The organism is Plantactinospora sp. WMMB782 (assembly GCF_049179135.1).
In the GTDB taxonomy this organism is placed as follows: Bacteria; Actinomycetota; Actinomycetes; order Mycobacteriales; family Micromonosporaceae; genus Plantactinospora.
In genome coordinates this window covers 433439-453258 of the sequence record NZ_JBMHMC010000007.1, presented here as the reverse complement: position 1 = coordinate 453258, position 19820 = coordinate 433439, and the positions used below count along the sequence as shown (strand labels likewise).

Here is a 19820-nt window from a genome sequence, read left to right as displayed (position 1 = left end):
AACCACTGTTGTCGGGCCGCGTTATCGTCCCTGACGACGCGGCCCCCTCCTACGGCCGCCCACACCCGATGGGAGACAGCCGGTGGTCGAGGACCTGCTCGTGGGAGCCTGGCAGAGCATCGTGTTCGGTGTGGTCGGCATCGCCCTGATGGCCGCCGGTTTCGGGCTGGTCGACCTGCTCACCCCGGGCCGGCTGCGCGAGCTGATCTGGGTTCGCCGGAACGGCAACGCCGCGCTGCTGCTGCTCGCCAACCAACTCGGCATCGCGGCGATCGTCTTCACCGCGATCCTGACCAGCTACAGCGACTTCGCCAAGGGGCTCGCCTCGACCGTCGTGTTCGGAGTGGTCGGGCTCGGTGTGATGGCGCTCGGCTTCCTGGTGCTCGACTGGCTCACCCCGGGCCGGCTCGGCGAGGTGATCTGCACCGACGAACCGCACCCGGCCGCCCGGGTGAGTGCCGCCACCCACCTGGGCACCGCGCTCATCGTCTGTGCCTGCATCGCCTGACCCCGCGCCGCCTGGTCTCCGTACCGCCCGAACTTGCTCCTCTTCCCGGGTGACCCGGGCCGGGCGCCGGACGAGGCACCCGACCCGGGCGACCGGGTGTCCTACTTCGTGGCCGGGCCGTCCGACCCGGTGCCGTCGGCCGGACCGCCGTGCATCGGACCGCCGTGCATCGGGCCGCCCCGGTGCCCGCCGCCCCAGGCCGGGAAGACGCCCGCCTCGGCCGCCGCCAGGATGGCGTCGGCCTGCTCCCGGGTCAGCTTGCCGTCCGCGACCGCCTTGTCGAGCCGCTCCTTCAGCATCGCCTCACGGTCGGCCTTCGACCGCGCGTCGGACCTGTCCCCGCGCTGCTCGGCCCGTGCCTTCCAGTCGGCCCGATGCTGCTCCCGGAGCTTCGCCAGGGCCGCCTCGACCTTCTCCTGCGGCACGCCCAGCTCCTCGGCGAGCTGCTCGGCCAGCTTGCCGCGCTGCTCCGCCCAGTCCTTCGTGTGCTTGGGCAGCCCGGTCCTGCCGCTGTCGGTCGAGGTCGAGGTCGAGGTCGACGGCGCCGGGGCGGGCGTCGCCCCGTCCTCGGCGAACGCCACGGCCGGCGCCGCGAGACCCACCGTGAGTACTCCGGCGGCCACCAGGCCACCGACGACCCTCTTCCGGGAAAACATGCTGTTCATAGTGCGGATTACCCCCTGTTGTCCGCGCGTCGAGGACGCGTACCGGTACCAATCCGCCCAGATTGCGGCATCCACCTGGAGCGGAGCCCGGAGGAACCTGGCAGCCGACTGAAAATGTCCCGGCCAACTGGCAATCCGCTGAGACAACGCGAGCATCCGGGACAGCGGACTGGGTGAACCTCCCGCTCTGCGGCGATTGTCGCTCCTGCCGGGAAGGCGGCTGCGGACAGTGGTCTTGGCGGACGGCCAATATGCTCCCCCGCGCCCACCCGATCCGCCGCCGCGTACCGACGCGTTCCCGTTGCCGGCCGTCCGGCGAAGAAACGCCACCGGACCGGATGTCCGATCGGGGCCACCAGGGAAGCGACCCGGCGCTGGTCGCCGCGTGGGCAGCAGGTCGGTAGGGAGGAGACAGATGGCGGATCGGTCGGTCCGGTGGTCACGGCGGACGACACTGACGGTGTTCGGGGCCGGTGCGTTGGGTGCGCTGGGAGCCGCCGGTTACGGGATCCTCCGGACCGACAGCGTGGCGGACCCGACCCGGGCGGCAGCCTGGGGAGGGTCGGCGCCGGCCGCCGCCAGCGGGTCCGGCGGCACACCCCCGGCCGTCGCGGTGCGCGACCCCCACTATCCCGGTGACGCGGAACCCGGACCGGTCGGGCCGGCACCGCGACGTGCCTCCGGGGGCGGGCCGTCGGCGGTCAGCCGGGAGAACTCCCGGCCCGGAACGGCCGGGTTCGGCACCGGGCGGCACCGGTTCGGCGACGACGCGCACGGCCAGATCGCCGGCTACACCTCGTCGAGCGGGGTCGAGATCGGTGCCGAACTGGGCTTCCACGTCTCGGTCGCACCTGCGCAGCAGTACCGGATCCAGATCTACCGGGTGGGGCACTACGGCGGACCCGGCGGGCGACTCGTCGCGACAAGCCCCTGGCTGGCCGGGCGCCGGCAGCCGCCGCCGACCGTGGCGGCGCAGACCCGGATGGTGCACTGCGACTGGCCGGTCGGCTGGCGTCTGCGGGTGGGCCGGGACTGGGTCAGCGGCTACTACCTGGCGCTGTTGACGAACGCCGCCGGCTGGTCCCGGTGGATACCGTTCGTGGTCCGCGACCCGGAACGGTCGGCGGCCGGACTGGTGGTCGTGCCGACCAGCACCTACCAGGCGTACAACCTCTGGCCGGACGACGGCCGGACCGGCACCAGTCTCTACCGGGGCTTCGACCCGGCCGGGCAGCCCGACCCGGAGTTGCGGGCGACGGCGGTCTGCCACGACCGGCCCTACCAGGGCAGCGGAATGCCGAGACAGGCCCGGAACGACATCGGCTTCGTACGGTGGATGGAGGGGCACGGCTACGACGTGACCTATGCCACGAGCGAGGACCTGCACACCGGCCGGGTCGACCCACGGCGCTACTGGGCGGTGGTCTTCTGCGGGCACGACGAGTACTGGACCGTCGAGATGCGCCGGGCCGCGGCCGCCGCCCGGGACGCCGGGACGAGCCTCGTCTTCCTCGCCGCGAACAACTGCTACTGGCGCATCCGGTACGGCGGCGCGGACAGCCGTACCTCGGAGCGGGTGGTCGAGTGCGCCAAGACGCTGCCGCCGTGGATCGGCGAGGTCCCGCTGACGACCCAGTGGCGCATCGCGGGCAGCCCCGAGCAGCAGCTACTCGGCGGGCAGTACGTCAGCATCGTCGACGGGCAGGCACCGCTGGTGGTGCGCGAGAGCCGGCACTGGTTCTGGGCCGGCACCGGCGTACGCGACGGCGACCGGATTCCCCGGGTCGTGTACGGCGAGGCCGACCGGGTGCAGCCGAGCCTGCGCGGTCCCCGGGCGGCCGACCGGGTACTGCTCTCCGACTCCCCGTACCGGCGCGGCCGCCGCATCTACCGGCAACAGACCTCGCTCTACCGGACCGACTCCGGGGCCTGGGTCTTCGACGCCGGCTCGCTGGGCTGGACCCGGGCGCTGTCCGCCACCGGGTTCGTCGACTCCCGCCTGCAACGGGCGACAAGCAACCTGCTCGACCGGGTGCTCCGGCATCAGCCCTCGGCGGCGGTTCGCTGAGCGGGCGGGTTCAGCGGACGGCGGGGGAGACGGTCAGGGTGCCGGCGTCGGCGTCGAGCGTCGCCGGTACCCCCACCGGCACGGTGAGCTGCCCGACGCCGTGCCCGACCGGCAGCCCGCCGAGCACCGGAACGCCCAGGTCGCCGAGACGTTCGGCCAGCACGTCGGCGACGCCGACCGCCCAGCCGTCCGCGCAGTCGGTGAACTGGCCCACCGCCACCCCGGCCACCCCGGCCAGCACGCCCGCCCGGCGCAGGTGGGTGAGCATCCGATCGACCTTGTACGGCGGCTCCCCGACATCCTCGACCAGCAGCAGCGCGCCGGTCAGGTCCGGCATGTCCGGGGTGCCGACGGAGTGCGTCAGCAGGCAGAGGTTGCCGCCGATCAGCCGCCCGCTGGCGGTCCCCGGGACCAGCACCTTCGCCGTCTCCTCGGTCGGCAGCCGGTGCACCACCACCGGCTCCGGGCACATCAGCGCGGCGCGCAGCGACTCGGCCGAGACCGCCGGCGTGCGCTCGTCGAGCCAGGCGGCTCCCGGGCCGTGTACGCCGGCCAGCCGGGCGCCCCGCCAGAGCGCGAGTTGCAGTGCGGTGATGTCGGAGAACCCGGCCACCACCTTCGGGTCGCGGCGGACCGCCGCCATGTCGATCGCGTCCACCACCCGCTGCACGCCGTAGCCGCCCCGGGTGCAGAGCACGCCGCGCACCGCCGGGTCGGCGAAGGCCGCGTTCAGGTCGGCGGCCCGCAGCGCGTCGTCGCCGGCCAGGTAGCCGCGCCGGGCGTACGCGTTCGGGGCGAGGACGGGACGAAGGCCCCAGCCGGTGAGCAGTTCCACCCCGCGGGCGACCCGCTCCGGCCGGGTCGGTCCGGAGGGCGACACCAGCAGCACCGTGTCGCCGGGCCGCAGTGCCGGTGGTCGTACCGCCTGCTCGTCGGGCACGCGCTGTCTCCTTCCCCCGCTGCGCACCGAGCCTATCGGTGGGCGGCGGGGGCACCGGATAGCCTCGACACCGTGGCAACCGAGACCGGACCCGAGAGTGTGACCGCGACCGCGCTGGTGGTCGAGAACGACCCGACGGACGACGCCCGCCGGCTGGGGGAGTGGCTCACCGAGGCCGGTCTCGACCTGACGGTGCTCCGGCCGTACGCCGGGGACGCACTTCCCGACGACCTCACCGGGTACGCCGCGCTGGTGGTGCTCGGCGGCTACCAGCACCCGTACCCGGCACCCGACGGCACCCCCGGGGCGCCCTGGTTCCCGGCGCTGGAAGGGCTGCTCCGCAAGGCGGTCCGACACCGGGTCCCGACCCTGGCGATCTGCCTCGGCGCCCAACTGCTGGCCACCGCGCACGCCGGTACGGTCGAGCGGAGCGCGGCCGGCCCGGAGGTCGGGCCGAGCGTGGTCGGCAAGCGGGACGCGGCCGAGCACGACCCGCTGTTCCGGTACGTGCCGATGATCCCGGACGTGCTCCAGTGGCACGTCGACGAGATAACCGAGCTGCCGCAGGGCGCGACCCTGCTGGCCGCCTCGACCCGCTATCCGCACCAGGCGTTCCGGCTCGGCGACCGGGCCTGGGGACTCCAGTTCCACATCGAGTGCGACGCCGAGATGATCGCCGACTGGTCGACCGACTCGGCGACGCTCGCCGAGCTGGACTACGACCCCGAGCTGGTGGTGGCGGCCTGCGCCGAGGTGCTGCCCGACATCGAAGAGGTGTGGCAGCCGTTCGCGGCCCGGTTCGCGGCCCTGGCCCAGGGCCGGCTGGACGGCGTACCGCCGCGGCCGACGCTGCCGCTGCTCGGACACTAGACGCCAGCGCCGATGACGACGGAGACCGGGAGCCGCCGCCGATGAGCAGACCGACAAGCGCGCCCCGCCGCCTCGCCCGGTACGGCTTCGGGGTGGGAGACGGGGAGCGGGCCGACGGCGACGGCGTGAGCCGGGCCGCCGAGCTGCTCGGGCCGGACGGGCTCGGGCTCTGGGACGCCGAGGCCCAGGAGCCGGTCGACTCCCCGGCCGGCGAACTGCTCACCGCACTCTCCCGGGCCGCCGACCCGGACCTGGCCCTGCGCCAACTGCACCGGATCGTCGAGGCCGAACGCCGCTCGGCCGTCCCGGCCAGCTCGGCCGGTACTGATCCGTCGGGCCGGGCTGGTTCGGCGGCAGCGCAGGCTGGTTCGGTGGCGGCGCAGGCTGGTCTGGCGGGGGAGCGGGCTGGTTCGGCGGGGGCGGGGACCGGTTCGGCGGGAACGCGGGCCGGCTCGGCGGGGGACGGTGGTCGGGAGACACTGCTCGGCGCTCTGCACGCCGATCCCGGGCTGCGGCGACGGGTGATGGCCGTGCTGGGTGCCTCGTCGGCGCTCGGCGACCACCTGGTGGCCAATCCCGAGCAGTGGCGGGCCCTGCGTACCGGCGGCGACGGTCTGCCGCCGAACGCCGAGGGACTGCTGCATCCGGAGACCACCGGAGCCGACGGCGGAATCGTCGGCGGGACCGCCGGACTGCCGGTGGTGGCGGCGCTGCGCCAGGCGTACCGGCTGGCCCTGCTGCGGATCGCGGCGGCCGACCTGACCGGCGGGCGCGGCCTGGAGCAGACGATGGCGGCGCTGTCGGCCCTGGCCGACGCCACCCTGGCCGACGCGTACGGGATCGCGCTCGGCGAGCTGCCGGCGGGGACCCCGGTGCCCCGGCTGGCGGTGGTGGCGATGGGCAAGTGCGGCGGCAACGAGCTGAACTACGTCTCCGACGTCGACGTCATCTTCGTGGCCGCGACCGACGAGGACCTGCCGGCGGCCACCCAGGTGGCGACCCGGCTGATCCAGATCTGCGGACTGGTGGCCTGGCCGGTGGACGCCGCGCTGCGCCCGGAGGGCAACCGGGGGCCGCTGGTGCGTACCCTCGCCAGCCACCTCGCCTACTACCGCCGCTGGGCCCGGACCTGGGAGTTCCAGGCCCTGCTCAAGGCCCGTCCCGCGGCCGGGGACGCCGAGCTGGCCCAGGAGTGGATCGACGCACTCGCCCCGCTGGTCTGGCGGGCGGCCGAGCGGCCGGAGGCGGTCGAGGACGTCCGGGCGATGCGCCGGAAGATCATCGACAACATCCCGCCACGTGAGCTGGAACGGGAGATCAAGCGCGGGCCCGGTGGACTGCGGGACATCGAGTTCGCGGTGCAACTGCTCCAGCTCGTGCACGGCCGGGTCGACGAGTCGCTGCGGGCGCCGGGCACCATCCCGGCACTGCGCGCCCTGGTCGCCGGCGGCTACGTCGGGCGGGCCGACGGGGAGGCGCTGCTGCGCGGGTACCGCTTCCTGCGCGGGGTGGAGCACCGGCTCCAGTTGCAGGCGCTGCGGCGTACCCACACCGTCCCGGCCGAGCCGGCGGCGCTGCGCTGGCTGGCCCACGCGCTCGGCTACACCGCGTTGCCCGGCCGGGATGCTGTCGAGGCGTTCCGGGCCGACTGGGTCGGCCACGCCACCGAGGTACGCCGGCTGCACGCCAAACTGCTCTACCGGCCGCTGCTGGAGGCGGTCGCCCGGGTACCCGCCGACGGGCTGCGGCTGACCCCGGAGGCGGCCCGGAACCGGCTGGAGATCCTCGGCTTCGCCGACCCGACCCGGGCACTGCGGCACCTGGAGGCGCTCACCGGCGGGGTGACCCGGACCTCGGCGATCCAGCGCACCCTGCTGCCGGTGCTGCTCCAGGAGTTCGCCGACGCGCCCGAGCCGGACCGGGGGCTGCTCAACTACCGGCAGGTCTCCGACAAGCTCGGCGGCACCCCGTGGTATCTGCGGCTGCTCCGCGACGAGGGGCCGGTGGCCCGCCGGCTGGCCCGTACCCTGGCCGTCTCCCGCTACGTCGCCGACCTGCTGGCCCGGGACCCGGAGGCGCTCCGGCTGCTCGCCGAGGACGCCGAGCTGACCCCCCGGGACACCGAGGTGCTCAGGGACGGGTTCGTGGCCGCCGCCGACCGCCACCTCGTCGGCCGGGGGCCACAACCGGCCGACCCGACCGAGGCGATCCGCTCGGTCCGGGCGCTGCGCGGCCGGGAACTGGTCCGGATCGCCTGCGCCGACGTGCTCTACCGGGCCGGCTCGCTGGCCCCGGTCGGCCAGACCGGGATGGCCACCACTGTCGCACCGGAACCCGCCCCGGCCGGCGTCGTCGGCGACTCCGACGTGCTCGCCGTCGGCGCGGCGCTCTCCGCCGTCACCGACGCCACCCTGGGGGCGGCGCTGCGGGTGGCCCGGGCGACCCAGCCGGAGCTGCCGGGCCTGCGGTTCGCGGTGATCGGGATGGGCCGGCTCGGCGGGTACGAGATGAACTACCTCTCCGACGCCGACGTGCTCTTCGTCTACGACCCGCCCGCCGGGGTGGCCGAGGACACGGCCAGCGCGGCGGCCCGGGCGATCGCCGAGGAGCTGCGCCGGCTGCTCGGCATGCCGGCCGCCGACCCGCCGCTCGGGGTCGACGCCGACCTGCGCCCGGAGGGCCGGCAGGGGCCGCTGGTGCGCAGCCTCGGCGCGTACGCGCAGTACTACGCCCGCTGGTCGAAGGTCTGGGAGGCGCAGGCGCTGCTGCGGGCCAGGTACGTCTGCGGCGATGCCGACCTCGGGCGGGAGTTCGAGGCGATAGCCGATCCGGTGCGCTATCCGGAGCAGGGGTTGAGCCGGGAGCAGGTGGTGGAGATCCGGCGGATCAAGGCCCGGGTGGAGACCGAACGGCTGCCCCGGAACGCCGACCCGGCCACGCACACCAAACTGGGCCGGGGCGGGCTGGCCGACGTGGAGTGGGCGGTGCAGCTCAGCCAGCTCCGGCACGCCGGCCGGCTGCCCGAGCTGCGCTGCACGCGTACCCTCGACGCGCTGGCCGCCGCCCGGGAGGCCGGGGTGGTCGACGGCGCCGACGCCGCCGCGATGGCCGCCGGCTGGTGCATGGCCGCCCAGGTCCGCAACGCGCTGATGCTGGTCCGCGGCCGGGCCGGTGACCAGCTGCCCCGGCACGGCGTCGAACTCGCCGGGGTGGTACGCCTGCTCGGCGGCGACGACCCGGGCGAGTTCCTGGACCACTACCTGCGGACGGCCCGACGGTCCCGGGCAGCGGCGGAGCGCGTGCTGAATGCCTGACCGGCGTGGCGTCGAGCGGGTGTTGTCCGGCATGGTCGGCCCGGCCGTCGTGCTGGCGGTGGCCGTCGTGCTCGCGGTCGCCTTCCTGCTCGCCCCGCCGCTCGGCACCGACCTCTCCGCGCAGGTCGCCCGGGCCGACTTCTTCGGCCGGCACGGCTGGGCTCCGCTGGACCTCGGCTGGTACGCCGGGATCTCCCCGTACGGCTACAGTCCGGTCACCCCGCCGCTCATGCACTGGCTCGGCGGCGGCACCCTCGGCCCCCGGCTGGCGGGTGCGCTCGCGCTGCCGGTCTCGGCGACGGCGCTGGCGCTGCTGATGCTGCGCACCGGTGCCCGCCGCCCGCTGCTCGGCGGCCTGGCCGGTGCCGCCTGCGTCGCCGGCAACCTGGTCTCCGGCCGGATCACCTACGCGATCGGGGTCGCCTTCGGGCTGCTCGCCCTGCTCGCGCTGACCGCTGGGTTCCAGTCGGCGGTGCGCCGGGCCGTGGCCGGGGTGGCGGCGGTGTTGGCCGGCGCCGCGAGTCCGGTCGCGGGCCTCTTCGTCGGCCTCGCCGGAGTGGCCCTGGCCCTGACCGCCACGCTCCCGGCACGGTCGACAACGCTCCCGGCACGGTCGACAACGCTCCCGGCACGGTCGACAACGCTCCCGGCACGGTCGACAACGCTCCCGGCACGGTCGACCGGTGGCGCGGAGAGCGGGCGGTCGGGTGGGCGGCGGTGGCGGCCGACGACGGCCGACGGGGCGGTGCTGGCGGTCGGGGCCGGGCTGCCGGTGGCCGTGCTGGGGCTGGTCTTCGGCGCGGGTGGCTGGATGAACATCAGCCTCGTCGACACGCTCACCTCGGCAGCGGCGAGTCTGCTTGTCGTACTGCTGGTGCCGAACCGGGCGGTGCGGATCGGGGCCGTACTCGGCATCCTCGGAGTGCTGGCAGCGTTCGCGGTCCGCACGCCGGTCGGGTTGAACGCCACCCGGCTGGCCGCGATGTTCGCCGTGCCGGTGATTGTCGGCTACGGGACGCTGCCGGCCGGGCTGACCGCCCGCTGGTCCCGCCGGGGGGCCGGAGCATCGGCTCCCGGTCACCGGGGCCGGGCTGTCGCGCTGGCTGCCGTGGTCGCGCTGGCGGCGCTGGTGGAGCCGCCGGTCTCGGTACCGGACCTGCGGGCGGCCGGTGACCCGACGGCGTCCCGGAGCTACTTCGCACCGCTGCTGGCCGAGCTGGGCCGGCGCCCGCCCGGCCGGGTCGAGGTGGTGCCGACGGCGAACTACTGGGAGGCGGCGTACGTCCCGGAGGTCGCCCCGCTGGCCCGGGGCTGGCTGCGCCAGGCCGACCAGGCACACCACCGGCTCTTCCTGGACGGCAGCGTCGACGCGGAGTCGTACGGCCGCTGGCTGCGGGACAACGGCGTGGCGTACGTGGCGCTGGCCGGGGCGGAGCCGTCCTGGGTCGGCCGACGGGAGGCGGAACTGATCCGGGACGGGCTGCCCTATCTCACGCCCGTCTGGCAGCACCCCGACTGGACCGTGTACGCCGTCACCGGTGCACCCTCCATCGTGGCGGCGCTCGGGTCGGGTCCGGCCGCACCGGGCGGAGGTGACCCGCCGGACGGGGTGGACGGGCCGGGTCCCGGCACCCCGGGGGTGGAGTTGGTGCGGGCCGACTCGGCGGAGCTGACCGTCGACGTGCCGGAGCCGGGGGAGATCCTGGTCCGGGTCCGCTGGTCGCGGTGGCTCCGGGTGGACGGCGGAGGGCCGGGCGCCTGCCTCGTCCCGTACGGCGACTGGACCGTGCTCCGGGTGGCCCGGCCCGGCCGGTATTCGATAAGCGGCAGCCTGACCGGGGCGGGACCGCGCTGCCCCGGCTGACGTACTGAGCTACTGAGCTACCGACCTGCGCCGGTCCGGGAAGTGCACGCTGGTGGGGCAGCGGGGTCAGCCGGCGCAGTCGGCGGAGGGAGCAGCGCTGGCGCTGGCGGCCTGGGCGGACGGGGCGATGTCCGCAGGCGGGGTCGACTCGGGGGACGTGCCGGCCGACGCGCTCGACGTCGGGATGGTGCTCGGACGCGGCACACGGCTGGTGGCCCGCGCCGCCGGCCTGCCCGGCGCACCGCCGTACATCCGGACTCGGCTGCGCTGGGTCTGCTCCGGCGCCAGCCGGATTCCGTCGGCGACCGCCTGGTTGCCGTACACGTCGGTGACCCGGATCGTGTACGGCCCGGAGCCGAGACCGCCGTCGATCACCCAGTAGTTGTAGTCCTGCCGAGCGGCGTCGCGGAAACTGCCCGAGCCGGCCGGGCGGGCCTGCACCGACCGCAGGGGGTTACCGTGCTCGCCGACCAGCACCGCGAACCAGTACGCCGAGGCGCCGTCCTTCATCCGGAAGGTAAGCGGTCCGGGCAGCGGCGGGTCCACCACCGCCCGGTAGGTCACCGGCACGATCCCCCGGACCGGGTCGGCGATCCGGGTGAACGCCTCCCGGGAGAGGTCGATGTGCCCGGGGCCGCACTCCGGGCACCTGTCGACGACGAGCACCCGTACCGAACCGTCGGGGCCGGTGACGTCCAGGTAACCGCCGCAGGCGGCGGCTGCGGCGTACTCACTCGGGCCGAGTGCCACGTAGAGTCGGTCGGCCGGCGGCTTGACGTACGAGCAGTTGCCGCCACCTCCGGCGAGGTCGTAGAAGGTGGCCTTGCCCTGGTGGGTCCTGCCGCCGGTGGGCGGCGCGGCGCAGCCGGGAGCCGCGGCGCTCTGCACGGCCAGCGCGATGCCGAGCACACCGGCCAGCGCGGCAGCCGCCCCGGTGGCGAACCACCGGCGCCTACCGGCGAACCACCGGCGCCCTCCGGAGGAGCGCCGCCGGGACTGGTCCGGGGCCGGCCCCGGACCGGCGACAGTCTCGTCGTCCACGTAGCAGGATGCTTCCCGACCAGGGCCGAACGGGCAAGCAACCTAAGGCGCGGCTAAGACACCGTGCTGTGCGGTGCTGTGCTGTTTCGCACAACACCGCCGCACGCTGTTCCGGACGACCACCGCGCGCTGATTGGCTGTGCCGACCCGGGTACCTCGATGGCAGGCTGGCCCCTGGCACTGCCCGCGAGATCGGTTCCGGAGGTTGGCATGGGTGATCCACTGCACGAGCAGGACCGGACGGCGGCGCTGGAGCAGGTCTGGGTCGCCGCCGGCCCGTACCTGGACTCGCTGGCCGACCGCCCGGTGCGCGACCCGGGCACCGAACACCTGTTGCGGGAACTCGCCGAGGTGGGCGGGATCGACGGCGGCCTGCCGGAGCGCGGCGTCGGCTCGGCCGCCGCCCTGGACCGGCTGCTCCGGGTCGGCACCGCCGCCGCGACCCACTCGGCCGGTCCGCGCTTCTTCCACTTCGTCATCGGCGGTGCCACCCCGGCCGCCCTGGCCGGTGACTGGACCGCCGCGCTGCTCGACCAGAACGCCGCCTTCCGGGCCTCCTCCGCGCTCGCCGCCGAGCTGGAGACGATCGCGCTGCGCTGGCTGCGCGAACTGTTCGGGCTGCCCGACGGGTACGGCGGGGCGCTGGTCGCCAGCGCCACCTTCGCGAATTTCACCTCGCTGGCCGTCGCCACCCACTGGTGGGCCGAACAGCACGGCGTGGACGTCGCGGCGGACGGTCTGGTAACGCTGCCCCGGATGCCGGTGCTCTCCGGCGGCTACCTGCACGCCAGCTCCCGCAAGGCGTTGCAGATGCTCGGCCACGGCCGGGACACCGCCCAGGTGTACGCCCGGGACCGGGTGGGCCGGGCCGACCTGCCGGCGATCGAGCGGCGCCTCGCCGCTATCGACGGACCGGCGGTGCTGATCGCCAACGCCGGTGAGGTGAACGCGGGCGACTTCGACCCGATCGACGTGTTCGCCGACCTCGCCGAGCGGTACGGCGCCTGGTTGCACGTGGACGCGGCGTTCGGGATGTTCGCCGCACTCTCGCCCCGGACCGCGGGGCTGCTGCGCGGGATCGAGCGGGCCGACTCGATCGCCTGTGACGCGCACAAGTGGCTCAACGTGCCGTACGAGAGCGGCTTCGCCTTCCTCCGCGAGCCGGCCCGGCTGCCGGTCGCGTTCGGCATGCCCGGTACGACGTACCTGCCGGGGCCGGGAAGTCCGCTCTGGTCGGGTGGGCAGCCGGGGCCGGTCGACTACGCCCTGCACGGGCCGGAGTCGTCCCGCCGGGCCCGGTCGATGCCGATCTGGGCGACCCTGGCCGGGTACGGGCGGGAGGGGCACCGGGCGATGGTGGAGCGGCAACTCGACCTGGCCCAGCGACTCGCCCGACTTGTCGACGAGGCGCCGGAGCTGGAACGGCTGGCCGAGGTGCCACTCTGCATCGTCTGCTTCCGGGCCGCCCCGCCGCACGTGCCGGCGGACGAACTCGACGACCTCAACCGGCGGCTCGGCGCGGCACTGCTCGACGACGGTCGGGTCTTCGTCGGCACCACCGTCTACGACGGCCGGATCGCGCTCCGCCCGGCGATCGTGAACTGGCGCACCACCGAGGCCGACATCGATCTGCTGGTCGAGGTGGTACGCGAACTGACCGCCGAACTCGCCGACGGGTCGACCGCGACGGGTCGACCCGGCGTCGACAAGCCCTTGAACCATGCCGCAGACGGGGGCACTACCGGATCACCGGCAGCCTGACCGACCCCGGCCCACGCTGCGGCGGCTGGGGACGACGGCTTCACCTCCGGGCCCGCCAGCGGCTCAGCGCGAGGGTGGCGGAGTAGCCGGACAGCACGATCACATGGAACAGGTACAGCCACAGCAGCACCGCCACCCCGGCGCCGATCTCGTCGAACCCGCCGAACGGCACGCCCAGATCGAGTGGCAGCGAGCAGAACAGCACGAAGCCGTGCAGGAATCCGGAGAGGTTCGCGGCGGTGAACGACCCCACCCCGAGGGCGGAGAGCCAGTCCGGGGAGGCGGGCCCGACCACCCGGAACACCCAGAGCAGCACGGGGGTGAGCACCAACCAGACCGCCAGGAAGGAGAGCACGATGCCGACCGTGCCGAGCAGACCGCCCTGCCGGACCAGTCGGGTGGTGGTGGGCAGGGCCACCAGGACGAACAGCAGCAGCGCCGGCGCGGGGGCGAGCAGTGGTAGCAGGAGCAGCCGCCCCCGCCAGCCGACCAGGGCGCCCGACTCGTCCTGGTGGGCCACCACCGAGACGAACGCCCGGCGCAGCCCTTCGCCGTACAGCGAGGCGGGCAGCAGCGAGGCGAGCGCCAGCAGTGGGGTGAGGCCCAGCCCGGCCTCGACCAGCGCGGCCACCGCCCCGGGCGCGCCGATCGCGGTCGGCAGGGTCTCCACCGCGTACCCGGTGAGCCGGCGGACCCGCTCGGCGCCGGCCGCCTGGCCGGTCAGCCAGATGGCCAGCAGCGCCACGGGTACCACAGCGATCGCCCCGAAGAAGGTGATCGCGGCGGCGTGCAGGGAGAGATCACTGTCCCGGATCGGCCGGAACGCCGCCCGGGTGATCCGCTTTGCCGTCCGCCATCTGCTGCCCATCGCTGTCCTCTTCCCAACCGAGCGATCCGGCACGCCCCCGACGACGCTCGAGTGAGCTGAACGGCGCGCTGAAATCCCCGACCGGTCTGGTGAACCGGTCGGGGACAGGCGAGTTCCCCACCCCCATCCTTGACGGGGCATCGCCCGCAGACCCGGGCGCGGTGGTCCGGTTCCGCTCCAGGGCGCCCGGGTTGTCCGAGGCGCCGAGTTGGTCAGGGCGCTGCCCAGCCTCTTCCGGCGTCGGCCCGCTGCCCGACCTCGGAGACGTGTCCGCAGGTGGGGCACGGATTGCCGACCGAGCGTGCCCGGATCGCCCGGTACCGGGCGCCGTGCCAGGCGATCACGGCAAGGAGCACGCCCGCGCCGACCAGCGGGATGACGACGGCGGTAGCGGCGAGTTCGGACCAGGTTGGTGCGCCGCCCCAGTACCACTCGGCGATCGGTCGGATCGCGAGCAGACCGGCCGGGGTGACCAGCAGGACGACCGACCACAGTGCCCGGCTGTCACCGGTGACCGCCCGGACGAGACCAAGGGACAGCGCCAGCCCGACCAGCACCACACCCGCCATGCCGAGGACCTCGACCGTGGAGTTGTAGCTGGTGAACCAGTTGCCGCCGCCCTCGGCGACCTCGAACAGCGCGGCCACGGCCGTACCGGTCAACGCCCCGAGCGGTGGCGGGATCCGGCCCGCCCAGCCGGGGTGGGCGGGCAGCGCCAGCGCCGTCAGGCCGAATGCCAACACCGGGACGAGCACGTAGAGCGGTGGCCGGGGCAGCCCGGCCAGCGGTGCGGCCGGGATCAGGATCAGCGTCAACAGGACGGCGGCGGCGACGCCCCGGCGTGCCCAGCGCCCCGGCAGCACCGTCGTGGCGAGCGCGGCCAGTAGCCAGCCGGCCCAGAGGAACACGCCGAGGGTCTGCGCCGGACCGACCTGCGCGGGCAACACGTCGGCCGGCAGGTTCGTGAACTCGACCTGGACGAGCAGGAAGGCCGCCAGCGCCGCCAGCATGCTCAGCGCGGTTGTCGCGGCGACCGGCAGGCCGGCGGCGAATCCGAGGGCGCCCTGCTCGCGCAGCCGCTGCCGCAGCCCGCCACGCAACACGTCGACGGCGTCGCGCGGTGAGGGCCAGCGCCGATCCTGGTCCACCAGATCGAGGTACGTCCCGACCAGCTCGTCCCCCCGGCTCGACCGGTAGCGGTTCGGGTACGCGTACAGCAGTCGCCGGTAGCGCCGTTCCAGCGGACCCGGCTCTGCGGTCGTACCGTCCTGCGTGACCCCGCCGGGCTGCTCGGTTCTTCCGGGCTGCTCAATTCCTCCGGGCTGTTCGGTTCTTCCGGGCTGCTCAATTTCTCCGGGCTGTTCGGTTCTTCCGGGCTGCTCGGTCATGCCGCACCTGCCGCGAGTCGGACGGCGGGGCGGACCGCCGGCGCCGGACGGGCGGCCGAGCCCTCCGAGGCTCGGGCGTCACGGGCTCGCAGGCGTTGGCTGGCCGCCTCGACGTTGCGGCGCAGCCGTTCGGTCTCGGCGGCCAGCACGGTGCCGCCGGAGTCGGTCAGCCGGTAGTAGCGGCGCAGCCGGCCGCCCACGACCTCCTCCCGGTCCGGCTCGACCAGGCCCTCGTCGGTGAGCCGGTCGAGGGCGCCGTAGAGGGTGCCGGGGCGCAGCGTCAGGCGGCCGTCGGAGAGCGCGGCGACCTCGGTGACGATGCCGTAGCCGTGCATCGGCTCCCGGGCCAGGGCGGTGAGGATCAGGAACGTCGGTTCCCGCAGCGGAACGGGTGTGGTCATGGCACGAATATATCGGTAGCCGAGCTATATCGGTGGGAAAGCCATCGGCGCGTCGCCTTGGCAACCCGTCCACACCGGCTTCCGGCTGTCCGGCGGTGCTGGTCTGCACGCTGTCCGGCGGTGCTGGTCTGCACGCTGTCCGGCGGCGCTGGAAACGCGGACGCGCCGCCGACCGGGCCCCGGGCGGGGCTGGTCGGCGGCGCGTCGGACGTGTCGGTGCCGCACTGCCCGGGTCCGTGCGAGAGGCACTGACCCGGGCGGACGTCCGGGATCAGACGTCGAAGTACATCGCGAACTCGTGCGGGGTCGGCCGCAGCCGGACCGGGTCGACCTCGTTCGCCCGCTTCCACTCCACCCAGGTGGAGATCAGGTCGGGGGTGAAGACGCCACCCTCCAGCAGGAAGTCGTGGTCCGCCTCCAGCGAGTCCAGCACCTCGGGCAGCGAGCCGGGGACCTGCTTGACCGAGCCCCACTCCTCCGGCGGGAGGTCGTAGAGGTCCTTGTCGATCGGCTCCGGCGGCTCGATCTTGCTCTTGATACCGTCCAGGCCGGCCATCATCATGGCCGAGAAGGCCAGGTAGACGTTGGCGGACGGGTCCGGCACCCGGAACTCGACCCGCTTGGCCTTGGCGTTGCTGCCGGTGACCGGGATCCGGGTGCAGGCGGAGCGGTTCCGCTGCGAGTAGACCAGGTTGACCGGGGCCTCGAAGCCCGGCACCAGCCGGCGGTACGAGTTGACCGTCGGGTTGGTGAAGGCCAGCAGCGACGGGGCGTGGTGCAGCAGGCCGCCGATGTACCAGCGGGCGGTGTCGGACAGGCCGGCGTACCCGGTCTCGTCGTAGAACAGCGGCTCGCCGTTCAGCCACAGGCTCTGGTGGGTGTGCATGCCGGAGCCGTTGTCGCCGAAGAGCGGCTTGGGCATGAAGGTCGCGGTCTTGCCGGCCGCCCAGGCGGTGTTCTTCACGATGTACTTGAAGAGCTGGAGCTGGTCGCCCGCGTGCAGCAGGGTGGAGAACTTGTAGTTGATCTCAGCCTGGCCGGCGGTGCCCACCTCGTGGTGCGAGCGCTCGACGGTGAACCCGGCGCCCAGCAGCTGCTGGACGATCTGGTCGCGCAGGTCGGCGTAGTGGTCGACCGGCGGCACCGGGAAGTAGCCGCCCTTGTACGGGGTCTTGTAGCCCCGGTTGCCGCCCTCCTCCTCGCGGCCGGTGTTCCAGGCACCCTCGATCGAGTCGATGTAGTAGAACGCCTGGTGCGCCGAGGTCTCGTGCCGGACGGAGTCGAAGATGTAGAACTCGGCCTCCGGGCCGAAGTACGCGGTGTCGGCGATGCCGCTGGCGGCGAGGTACGCCTCCGCCTTCTTCGCCACGTTGCGCGGGTCCCGCGAGTACGCCTCGCGGGTGAACGGGTCGTGGATGAAGAAGTTCAGCGCCAGCGTCTTCTGCGCCCGGAAGGGGTCGATGAAGGCGGTGGCGACGTCGGGCAGCAGCAGCATGTCCGACTCGTGGATCGCCTGGAAGCCACGGATCGACGATCCGTCGAAGGCGAGACCGTCGGTGAAGACCGATTCGTCGAACGACTCGACCGGCAGGTTGAAGTGCTGCATCACGCCGGGCAGGTCACAAAAACGAACATCGACGAACCGCACGTCCTCGTTCTTGAGGTATCGCAGGAGTTCCTCGGGGTTGGCGAACACACGTCCTCCTGGCACGTCCACTGATGGCTAGGCTGGTGGCGACGCTATGGCCATGCGATTGCCCGAGCATGTCTCTGATGTTTCTGCCGTGTTACGTCATCTGCGGAGCGTGATCCCCGCAGGTGGCCGCTCGGGTCTGATCGGGATGATACTCCGGTTTAGCCGGTTGGCCCAGTTTGTCACCTCTCCGGTCGTCGCCGTCGGGATAGCACTGTCCGGGCAGGTGACCGGGGTCCCGGTCGGTGGAGCCGTGCCAGGGCGGGCGCCGCCGGCCGCTACCCTGGTTGACCGTGGCAGCTCAGCAGCACAGCCCCGCCCCGCCCGGCCCGGCGGTCGACCCGACCGGCCCGCTGCCGACCCTGGCTCGCCGGTTCGCCGCGCTGAGCATCGACTGGATCCTCTGCCTGCTGGCCACCAACCTCTACGCCGACCCGGTCTCCGACGGCTGGGCACCGGTCCTCACCCTCGTTCTCGTGTACGGCTTCTTCATCGGCCTCTTCGCGCAGACGCCGGGCATGTGGGTGTGCCGCCTGCACTGCGTCCGGTACACCGACGGTGGCCGGATCGGCGTGCTCCGCGCGCTGCTCCGGGGCGCCCTGCTCGGGTTGGTGATACCGGCACTGGTCATGGACGAGCGCAACCGTGGCCTGCACGACCGGGCGGCCGGCTCGATCGTGCTGACGGCCCCGCCAACCCGCCCCACCCGCTGACCCTCACCCGCTCACCCGCCCCCACCCGCGCTCGCTCACCCGCCCGCGCTCGCTGGTCCGCCCGGCGCTCGCTCACCCGCCCGGCGCTCGCTGGTCCGCCCGCGCTCGCGGTTGCCTGACGGCTCACCTGGACACCAGAGGCGTTACCGGCCCTGCATAACGCCTCTGGTGTCCAGGTGAGCGTGTGACGGCTTGCCGTGGTGGGTGTGTCGGGGTCGTGGGAGTCGGATTTTCTCTGGGGTATTGCTGGCGGGGGATGGCGCAGTGGCGTACTGTATCGATTTAGAAGAGCTACTGGATCGATACAGAAGGCGGATCGGTGAAGCCGACACTGCAGACCGTGGCCGACGCCGTCGGCGTCTCCCGCAGTACGGTCTCCAACGCGTACAGCCGGCCGGACCAGTTGTCACCGGCGCTGCGGGAGAAGATCCACGAGGCGGCCCGCCGACTGGGTTACCCGGGGCCGGATCCGATGGCCCGGTCACTGCGGCGGGGCCGGGTCGGTGCGATCGGCGTGCTCTTCACCTCGGCACTCTCCTACGCCTTCACCGACCCGTACGCGGTGCAGTTCCTCCGGGGCGTCGCCGAGACCGCCGAGCGGTACGGCAGCGGCCTGCTGCTGGTCCCGCTCTCCGAGGCAGAGGAGGAGGCCGGCATCCGGGCGGTCCGGAACGCGGCGGTCGACGGGTTCTGCGTCTACTGCGTACCGGCCTGGCACGGCGCGCTGGAGGTGACCCGCTCCCGTGGCCTGCCGACGGTCGCCGCCGAGCGGCCCGGCCAGCCCGGACCGGACACCATGTACGTGGGGATCGACGAGGTCGCCGCCACCCGTGCCGTCGGCGGCCACCTCGCCCAGCTCGGGCACCGCCGGGTCGCGGTGGTCTCCGACTTCCTGGTGGCGGAGCGCCGGACCGGACCGGTAAGCGTCGCCGATCCGGCCCAGATCCGCTACGACGTCACCCGCGAGCGGTCACGCGGCTTCGCCGAGGGGCTGGCCGAGGGCGGGATCGGCTGGAGCGACCTGCTGTTCTGCAACGCCGCCGCGAACAGCCGGGCCGAGGGGGAACGCGCGGCGGCGTACCTCCTCGACCGGGCGGACCGGCCGACGGCGGTGCTCGCGGTGACCGACCTGCTAGCGCTCGGGGTGCTCGACGCGCTCGCCGCCCGGGGACTGCGACCGGGGCGGGACGTCTCGGTCACCGGCTTCGACGACATCCCGGAGGCGGCCGCCGCCGGGCTCACCACGATCCGGCAACCGGCCGTGCGGAAGGGCGCGATCGCCGGCCGGCTGCTGCTGGACCCGCCCGAGGACCCCGCCGCCCGTCAGGTGCTCCTCCCCACCGAACTGGTCGTCCGCGCCTCGACCGGTCCCGTCGAAAGGAACTGACAATGGACCCCGTAGGCTACAATCTCGCGCTCGGTGCGACCGAGCGGCACGTCCGCTCCGCCCGTCCGGGCGCGCCGGTCCGGCCGGATTCGACCCCGGGCGGCCGTCCGGGGCTGCTCCGGCGGAGCACCGCGGCGATGCTGCGGCAGGTCGCGGACCGGCTCGCCCCGGCCCAGCCGGCGGTGCCGTCCGGATCGACCACCCGGCCCTGCACGTCGTGACCGGGCCAACGGCCCGGCCAGGTGACCCGGCGGCCAGCGACCCGGCCTCGTGGCTGGACTGACTACCCTCCTGACCCGGGCCACCGGCCGCGCATCTGCCGGGAACGCGCCTTCCGAG

General features: G+C 73.9%; 16 protein-coding genes. 9 read left to right on the top strand and 7 right to left on the bottom strand.

Translation table 11 applies throughout. From position 1 onward, the window contains the following. Window positions 1-82: 82 nt before the first annotated feature. Window positions 83-508, top strand: a complete 426-nt coding sequence (locus tag ACN28A_RS03880) for a DUF350 domain-containing protein (protein ID WP_421392381.1) — start codon at window positions 83-85, stop codon at window positions 506-508. 101 nt (window positions 509-609) lie between these two features. Here ACN28A_RS03880 and ACN28A_RS03875 read toward each other — a convergent pair whose 3' ends face one another. Further along, window positions 610-1164, bottom strand: coding sequence for a hypothetical protein (locus ACN28A_RS03875; protein WP_421392380.1), 555 nt, complete (start codon window positions 1162-1164; stop codon window positions 610-612). 424 nt (window positions 1165-1588) lie between these two features. Between ACN28A_RS03875 and ACN28A_RS03870 the strand changes: the two genes are divergently transcribed. Continuing rightward, window positions 1589-3241: a N,N-dimethylformamidase beta subunit family domain-containing protein gene (locus ACN28A_RS03870; RefSeq protein ID WP_421392378.1), complete on the top strand. Its 1653-nt coding sequence runs from the start codon at window positions 1589-1591 to the stop codon at window positions 3239-3241. A 10-nt stretch (window positions 3242-3251) separates the two neighbouring features. On the opposite strand, the gene ACN28A_RS03865 is transcribed toward ACN28A_RS03870, so the two are convergent. Further along, the gene (locus ACN28A_RS03865) at window positions 3252-4181 is read right to left on the bottom strand and encodes a S66 peptidase family protein (RefSeq protein WP_421392375.1); all 930 of its coding nucleotides are present in this window, start codon (window positions 4179-4181) and stop codon (window positions 3252-3254) included. Window positions 4182-4253: 72 nt separating this feature from the next. On the opposite strand from ACN28A_RS03865, the gene ACN28A_RS03860 reads away from it, so the two are divergent. The 3 genes from ACN28A_RS03860 to ACN28A_RS03850 are packed head-to-tail and all read left to right on the top strand — an operon-like array spanning window position 4254 to window position 10229. After that, on the top strand, window positions 4254-5051 hold the full coding sequence (locus ACN28A_RS03860; protein WP_421392374.1) for a type 1 glutamine amidotransferase: 798 nt from the start codon (window positions 4254-4256) through the stop codon (window positions 5049-5051). A 41-nt stretch (window positions 5052-5092) separates the two neighbouring features. Then, the gene (locus ACN28A_RS03855; RefSeq protein ID WP_421392372.1) at window positions 5093-8365 is read left to right on the top strand and encodes a bifunctional [glutamine synthetase] adenylyltransferase/[glutamine synthetase]-adenylyl-L-tyrosine phosphorylase; all 3273 of its coding nucleotides are present in this window, start codon (window positions 5093-5095) and stop codon (window positions 8363-8365) included. Continuing rightward, window positions 8358-10229, top strand: a complete 1872-nt coding sequence (locus ACN28A_RS03850) for a hypothetical protein (RefSeq protein ID WP_421392370.1) — start codon at window positions 8358-8360, stop codon at window positions 10227-10229. The genes ACN28A_RS03855 and ACN28A_RS03850 overlap by 8 nt, the downstream gene beginning before the upstream one ends. Before the next feature lie 66 nt (window positions 10230-10295). On the opposite strand, the gene ACN28A_RS03845 is transcribed toward ACN28A_RS03850, so the two are convergent. Further along, a complete protein-coding gene (locus ACN28A_RS03845; protein WP_421392368.1) occupies window positions 10296-11270 on the bottom strand; it encodes an expansin EXLX1 family cellulose-binding protein in 975 nt (324 codons plus the stop codon). A gap of 210 nt (window positions 11271-11480) precedes the next feature. Here ACN28A_RS03845 and ACN28A_RS03840 point away from each other — a divergent pair, with 210 nt between their 5' ends. Next, window positions 11481-13031 carry a pyridoxal phosphate-dependent decarboxylase family protein gene (locus ACN28A_RS03840; protein WP_421392365.1) on the top strand — a complete coding sequence of 517 codons (1551 nt, stop codon included), beginning with the start codon at window positions 11481-11483 and terminating at the stop codon, window positions 13029-13031. A 40-nt stretch (window positions 13032-13071) separates the two neighbouring features. On the opposite strand, the gene ACN28A_RS03835 is transcribed toward ACN28A_RS03840, so the two are convergent. The 4 genes from ACN28A_RS03835 to glnA all read right to left on the bottom strand — a co-directional run bounded on the left by ACN28A_RS03835 (window position 13072) and on the right by glnA (window position 17384). Then, window positions 13072-13899 (bottom strand): YhjD/YihY/BrkB family envelope integrity protein, encoded by an 828-nt coding sequence (locus ACN28A_RS03835; protein WP_421392362.1) that lies wholly within the window; start codon window positions 13897-13899, stop codon window positions 13072-13074. Window positions 13900-14111: 212 nt separating this feature from the next. After that, window positions 14112-15287, bottom strand: coding sequence for a GlsB/YeaQ/YmgE family stress response membrane protein (locus ACN28A_RS03830; protein WP_421392360.1), 1176 nt, complete (start codon window positions 15285-15287; stop codon window positions 14112-14114). Further along, a complete protein-coding gene (locus ACN28A_RS03825; protein ID WP_421392358.1) occupies window positions 15284-15688 on the bottom strand; it encodes a PadR family transcriptional regulator in 405 nt (134 codons plus the stop codon). The genes ACN28A_RS03830 and ACN28A_RS03825 overlap by 4 nt, the downstream gene beginning before the upstream one ends. Window positions 15689-15959: 271 nt before the next feature. Next, complete coding sequence (gene glnA, locus ACN28A_RS03820) at window positions 15960-17384, bottom strand: type I glutamate--ammonia ligase (protein WP_421392356.1); 1425 nt, start codon at window positions 17382-17384, stop codon at window positions 15960-15962. Between the two features lie 284 nt (window positions 17385-17668). Here glnA and ACN28A_RS03815 point away from each other — a divergent pair, with 284 nt between their 5' ends. The 3 genes from ACN28A_RS03815 to ACN28A_RS03805 all read left to right on the top strand — a co-directional run bounded on the left by ACN28A_RS03815 (window position 17669) and on the right by ACN28A_RS03805 (window position 19702). Continuing rightward, a complete protein-coding gene (locus tag ACN28A_RS03815; protein WP_421392354.1) occupies window positions 17669-18094 on the top strand; it encodes an RDD family protein in 426 nt (141 codons plus the stop codon). A gap of 319 nt (window positions 18095-18413) precedes the next feature. Further along, window positions 18414-19481 carry a LacI family DNA-binding transcriptional regulator gene (locus ACN28A_RS03810; protein ID WP_421392352.1) on the top strand — a complete coding sequence of 356 codons (1068 nt, stop codon included), beginning with the start codon at window positions 18414-18416 and terminating at the stop codon, window positions 19479-19481. Between the two features lie 2 nt (window positions 19482-19483). Then, window positions 19484-19702, top strand: coding sequence for a hypothetical protein (locus ACN28A_RS03805; RefSeq protein ID WP_421392351.1), 219 nt, complete (start codon window positions 19484-19486; stop codon window positions 19700-19702). Window positions 19703-19820: the final 118 nt, after the last annotated feature.

Excerpts from the sequence above, each read along its gene's own strand:
- ACN28A_RS03835 (WP_421392362.1), bottom strand. The coding sequence starts at position 13,899 with ATGGGCAGCAGATGGCGGACGGCAAAGCGGATCACCCGGGCGGCGTTC.
- ACN28A_RS03830 (WP_421392360.1), bottom strand. The coding sequence starts at position 15,287 with ATGACCGAGCAGCCCGGAAGAACCGAACAGCCCGGAGAAATTGAGCAG.
- ACN28A_RS03855 (WP_421392372.1), top strand. The coding sequence starts at position 5,093 with ATGAGCAGACCGACAAGCGCGCCCCGCCGCCTCGCCCGGTACGGCTTC.
- ACN28A_RS03840 (WP_421392365.1), top strand. The coding sequence starts at position 11,481 with ATGGGTGATCCACTGCACGAGCAGGACCGGACGGCGGCGCTGGAGCAG.
- ACN28A_RS03805 (WP_421392351.1), top strand. The coding sequence starts at position 19,484 with ATGGACCCCGTAGGCTACAATCTCGCGCTCGGTGCGACCGAGCGGCAC.
- ACN28A_RS03875 (WP_421392380.1), bottom strand. The coding sequence starts at position 1,164 with ATGTTTTCCCGGAAGAGGGTCGTCGGTGGCCTGGTGGCCGCCGGAGTA.
- ACN28A_RS03870 (WP_421392378.1), top strand. The coding sequence starts at position 1,589 with ATGGCGGATCGGTCGGTCCGGTGGTCACGGCGGACGACACTGACGGTG.
- ACN28A_RS03850 (WP_421392370.1), top strand. The coding sequence starts at position 8,358 with ATGCCTGACCGGCGTGGCGTCGAGCGGGTGTTGTCCGGCATGGTCGGC.
- ACN28A_RS03825 (WP_421392358.1), bottom strand. The coding sequence starts at position 15,688 with ATGACCACACCCGTTCCGCTGCGGGAACCGACGTTCCTGATCCTCACC.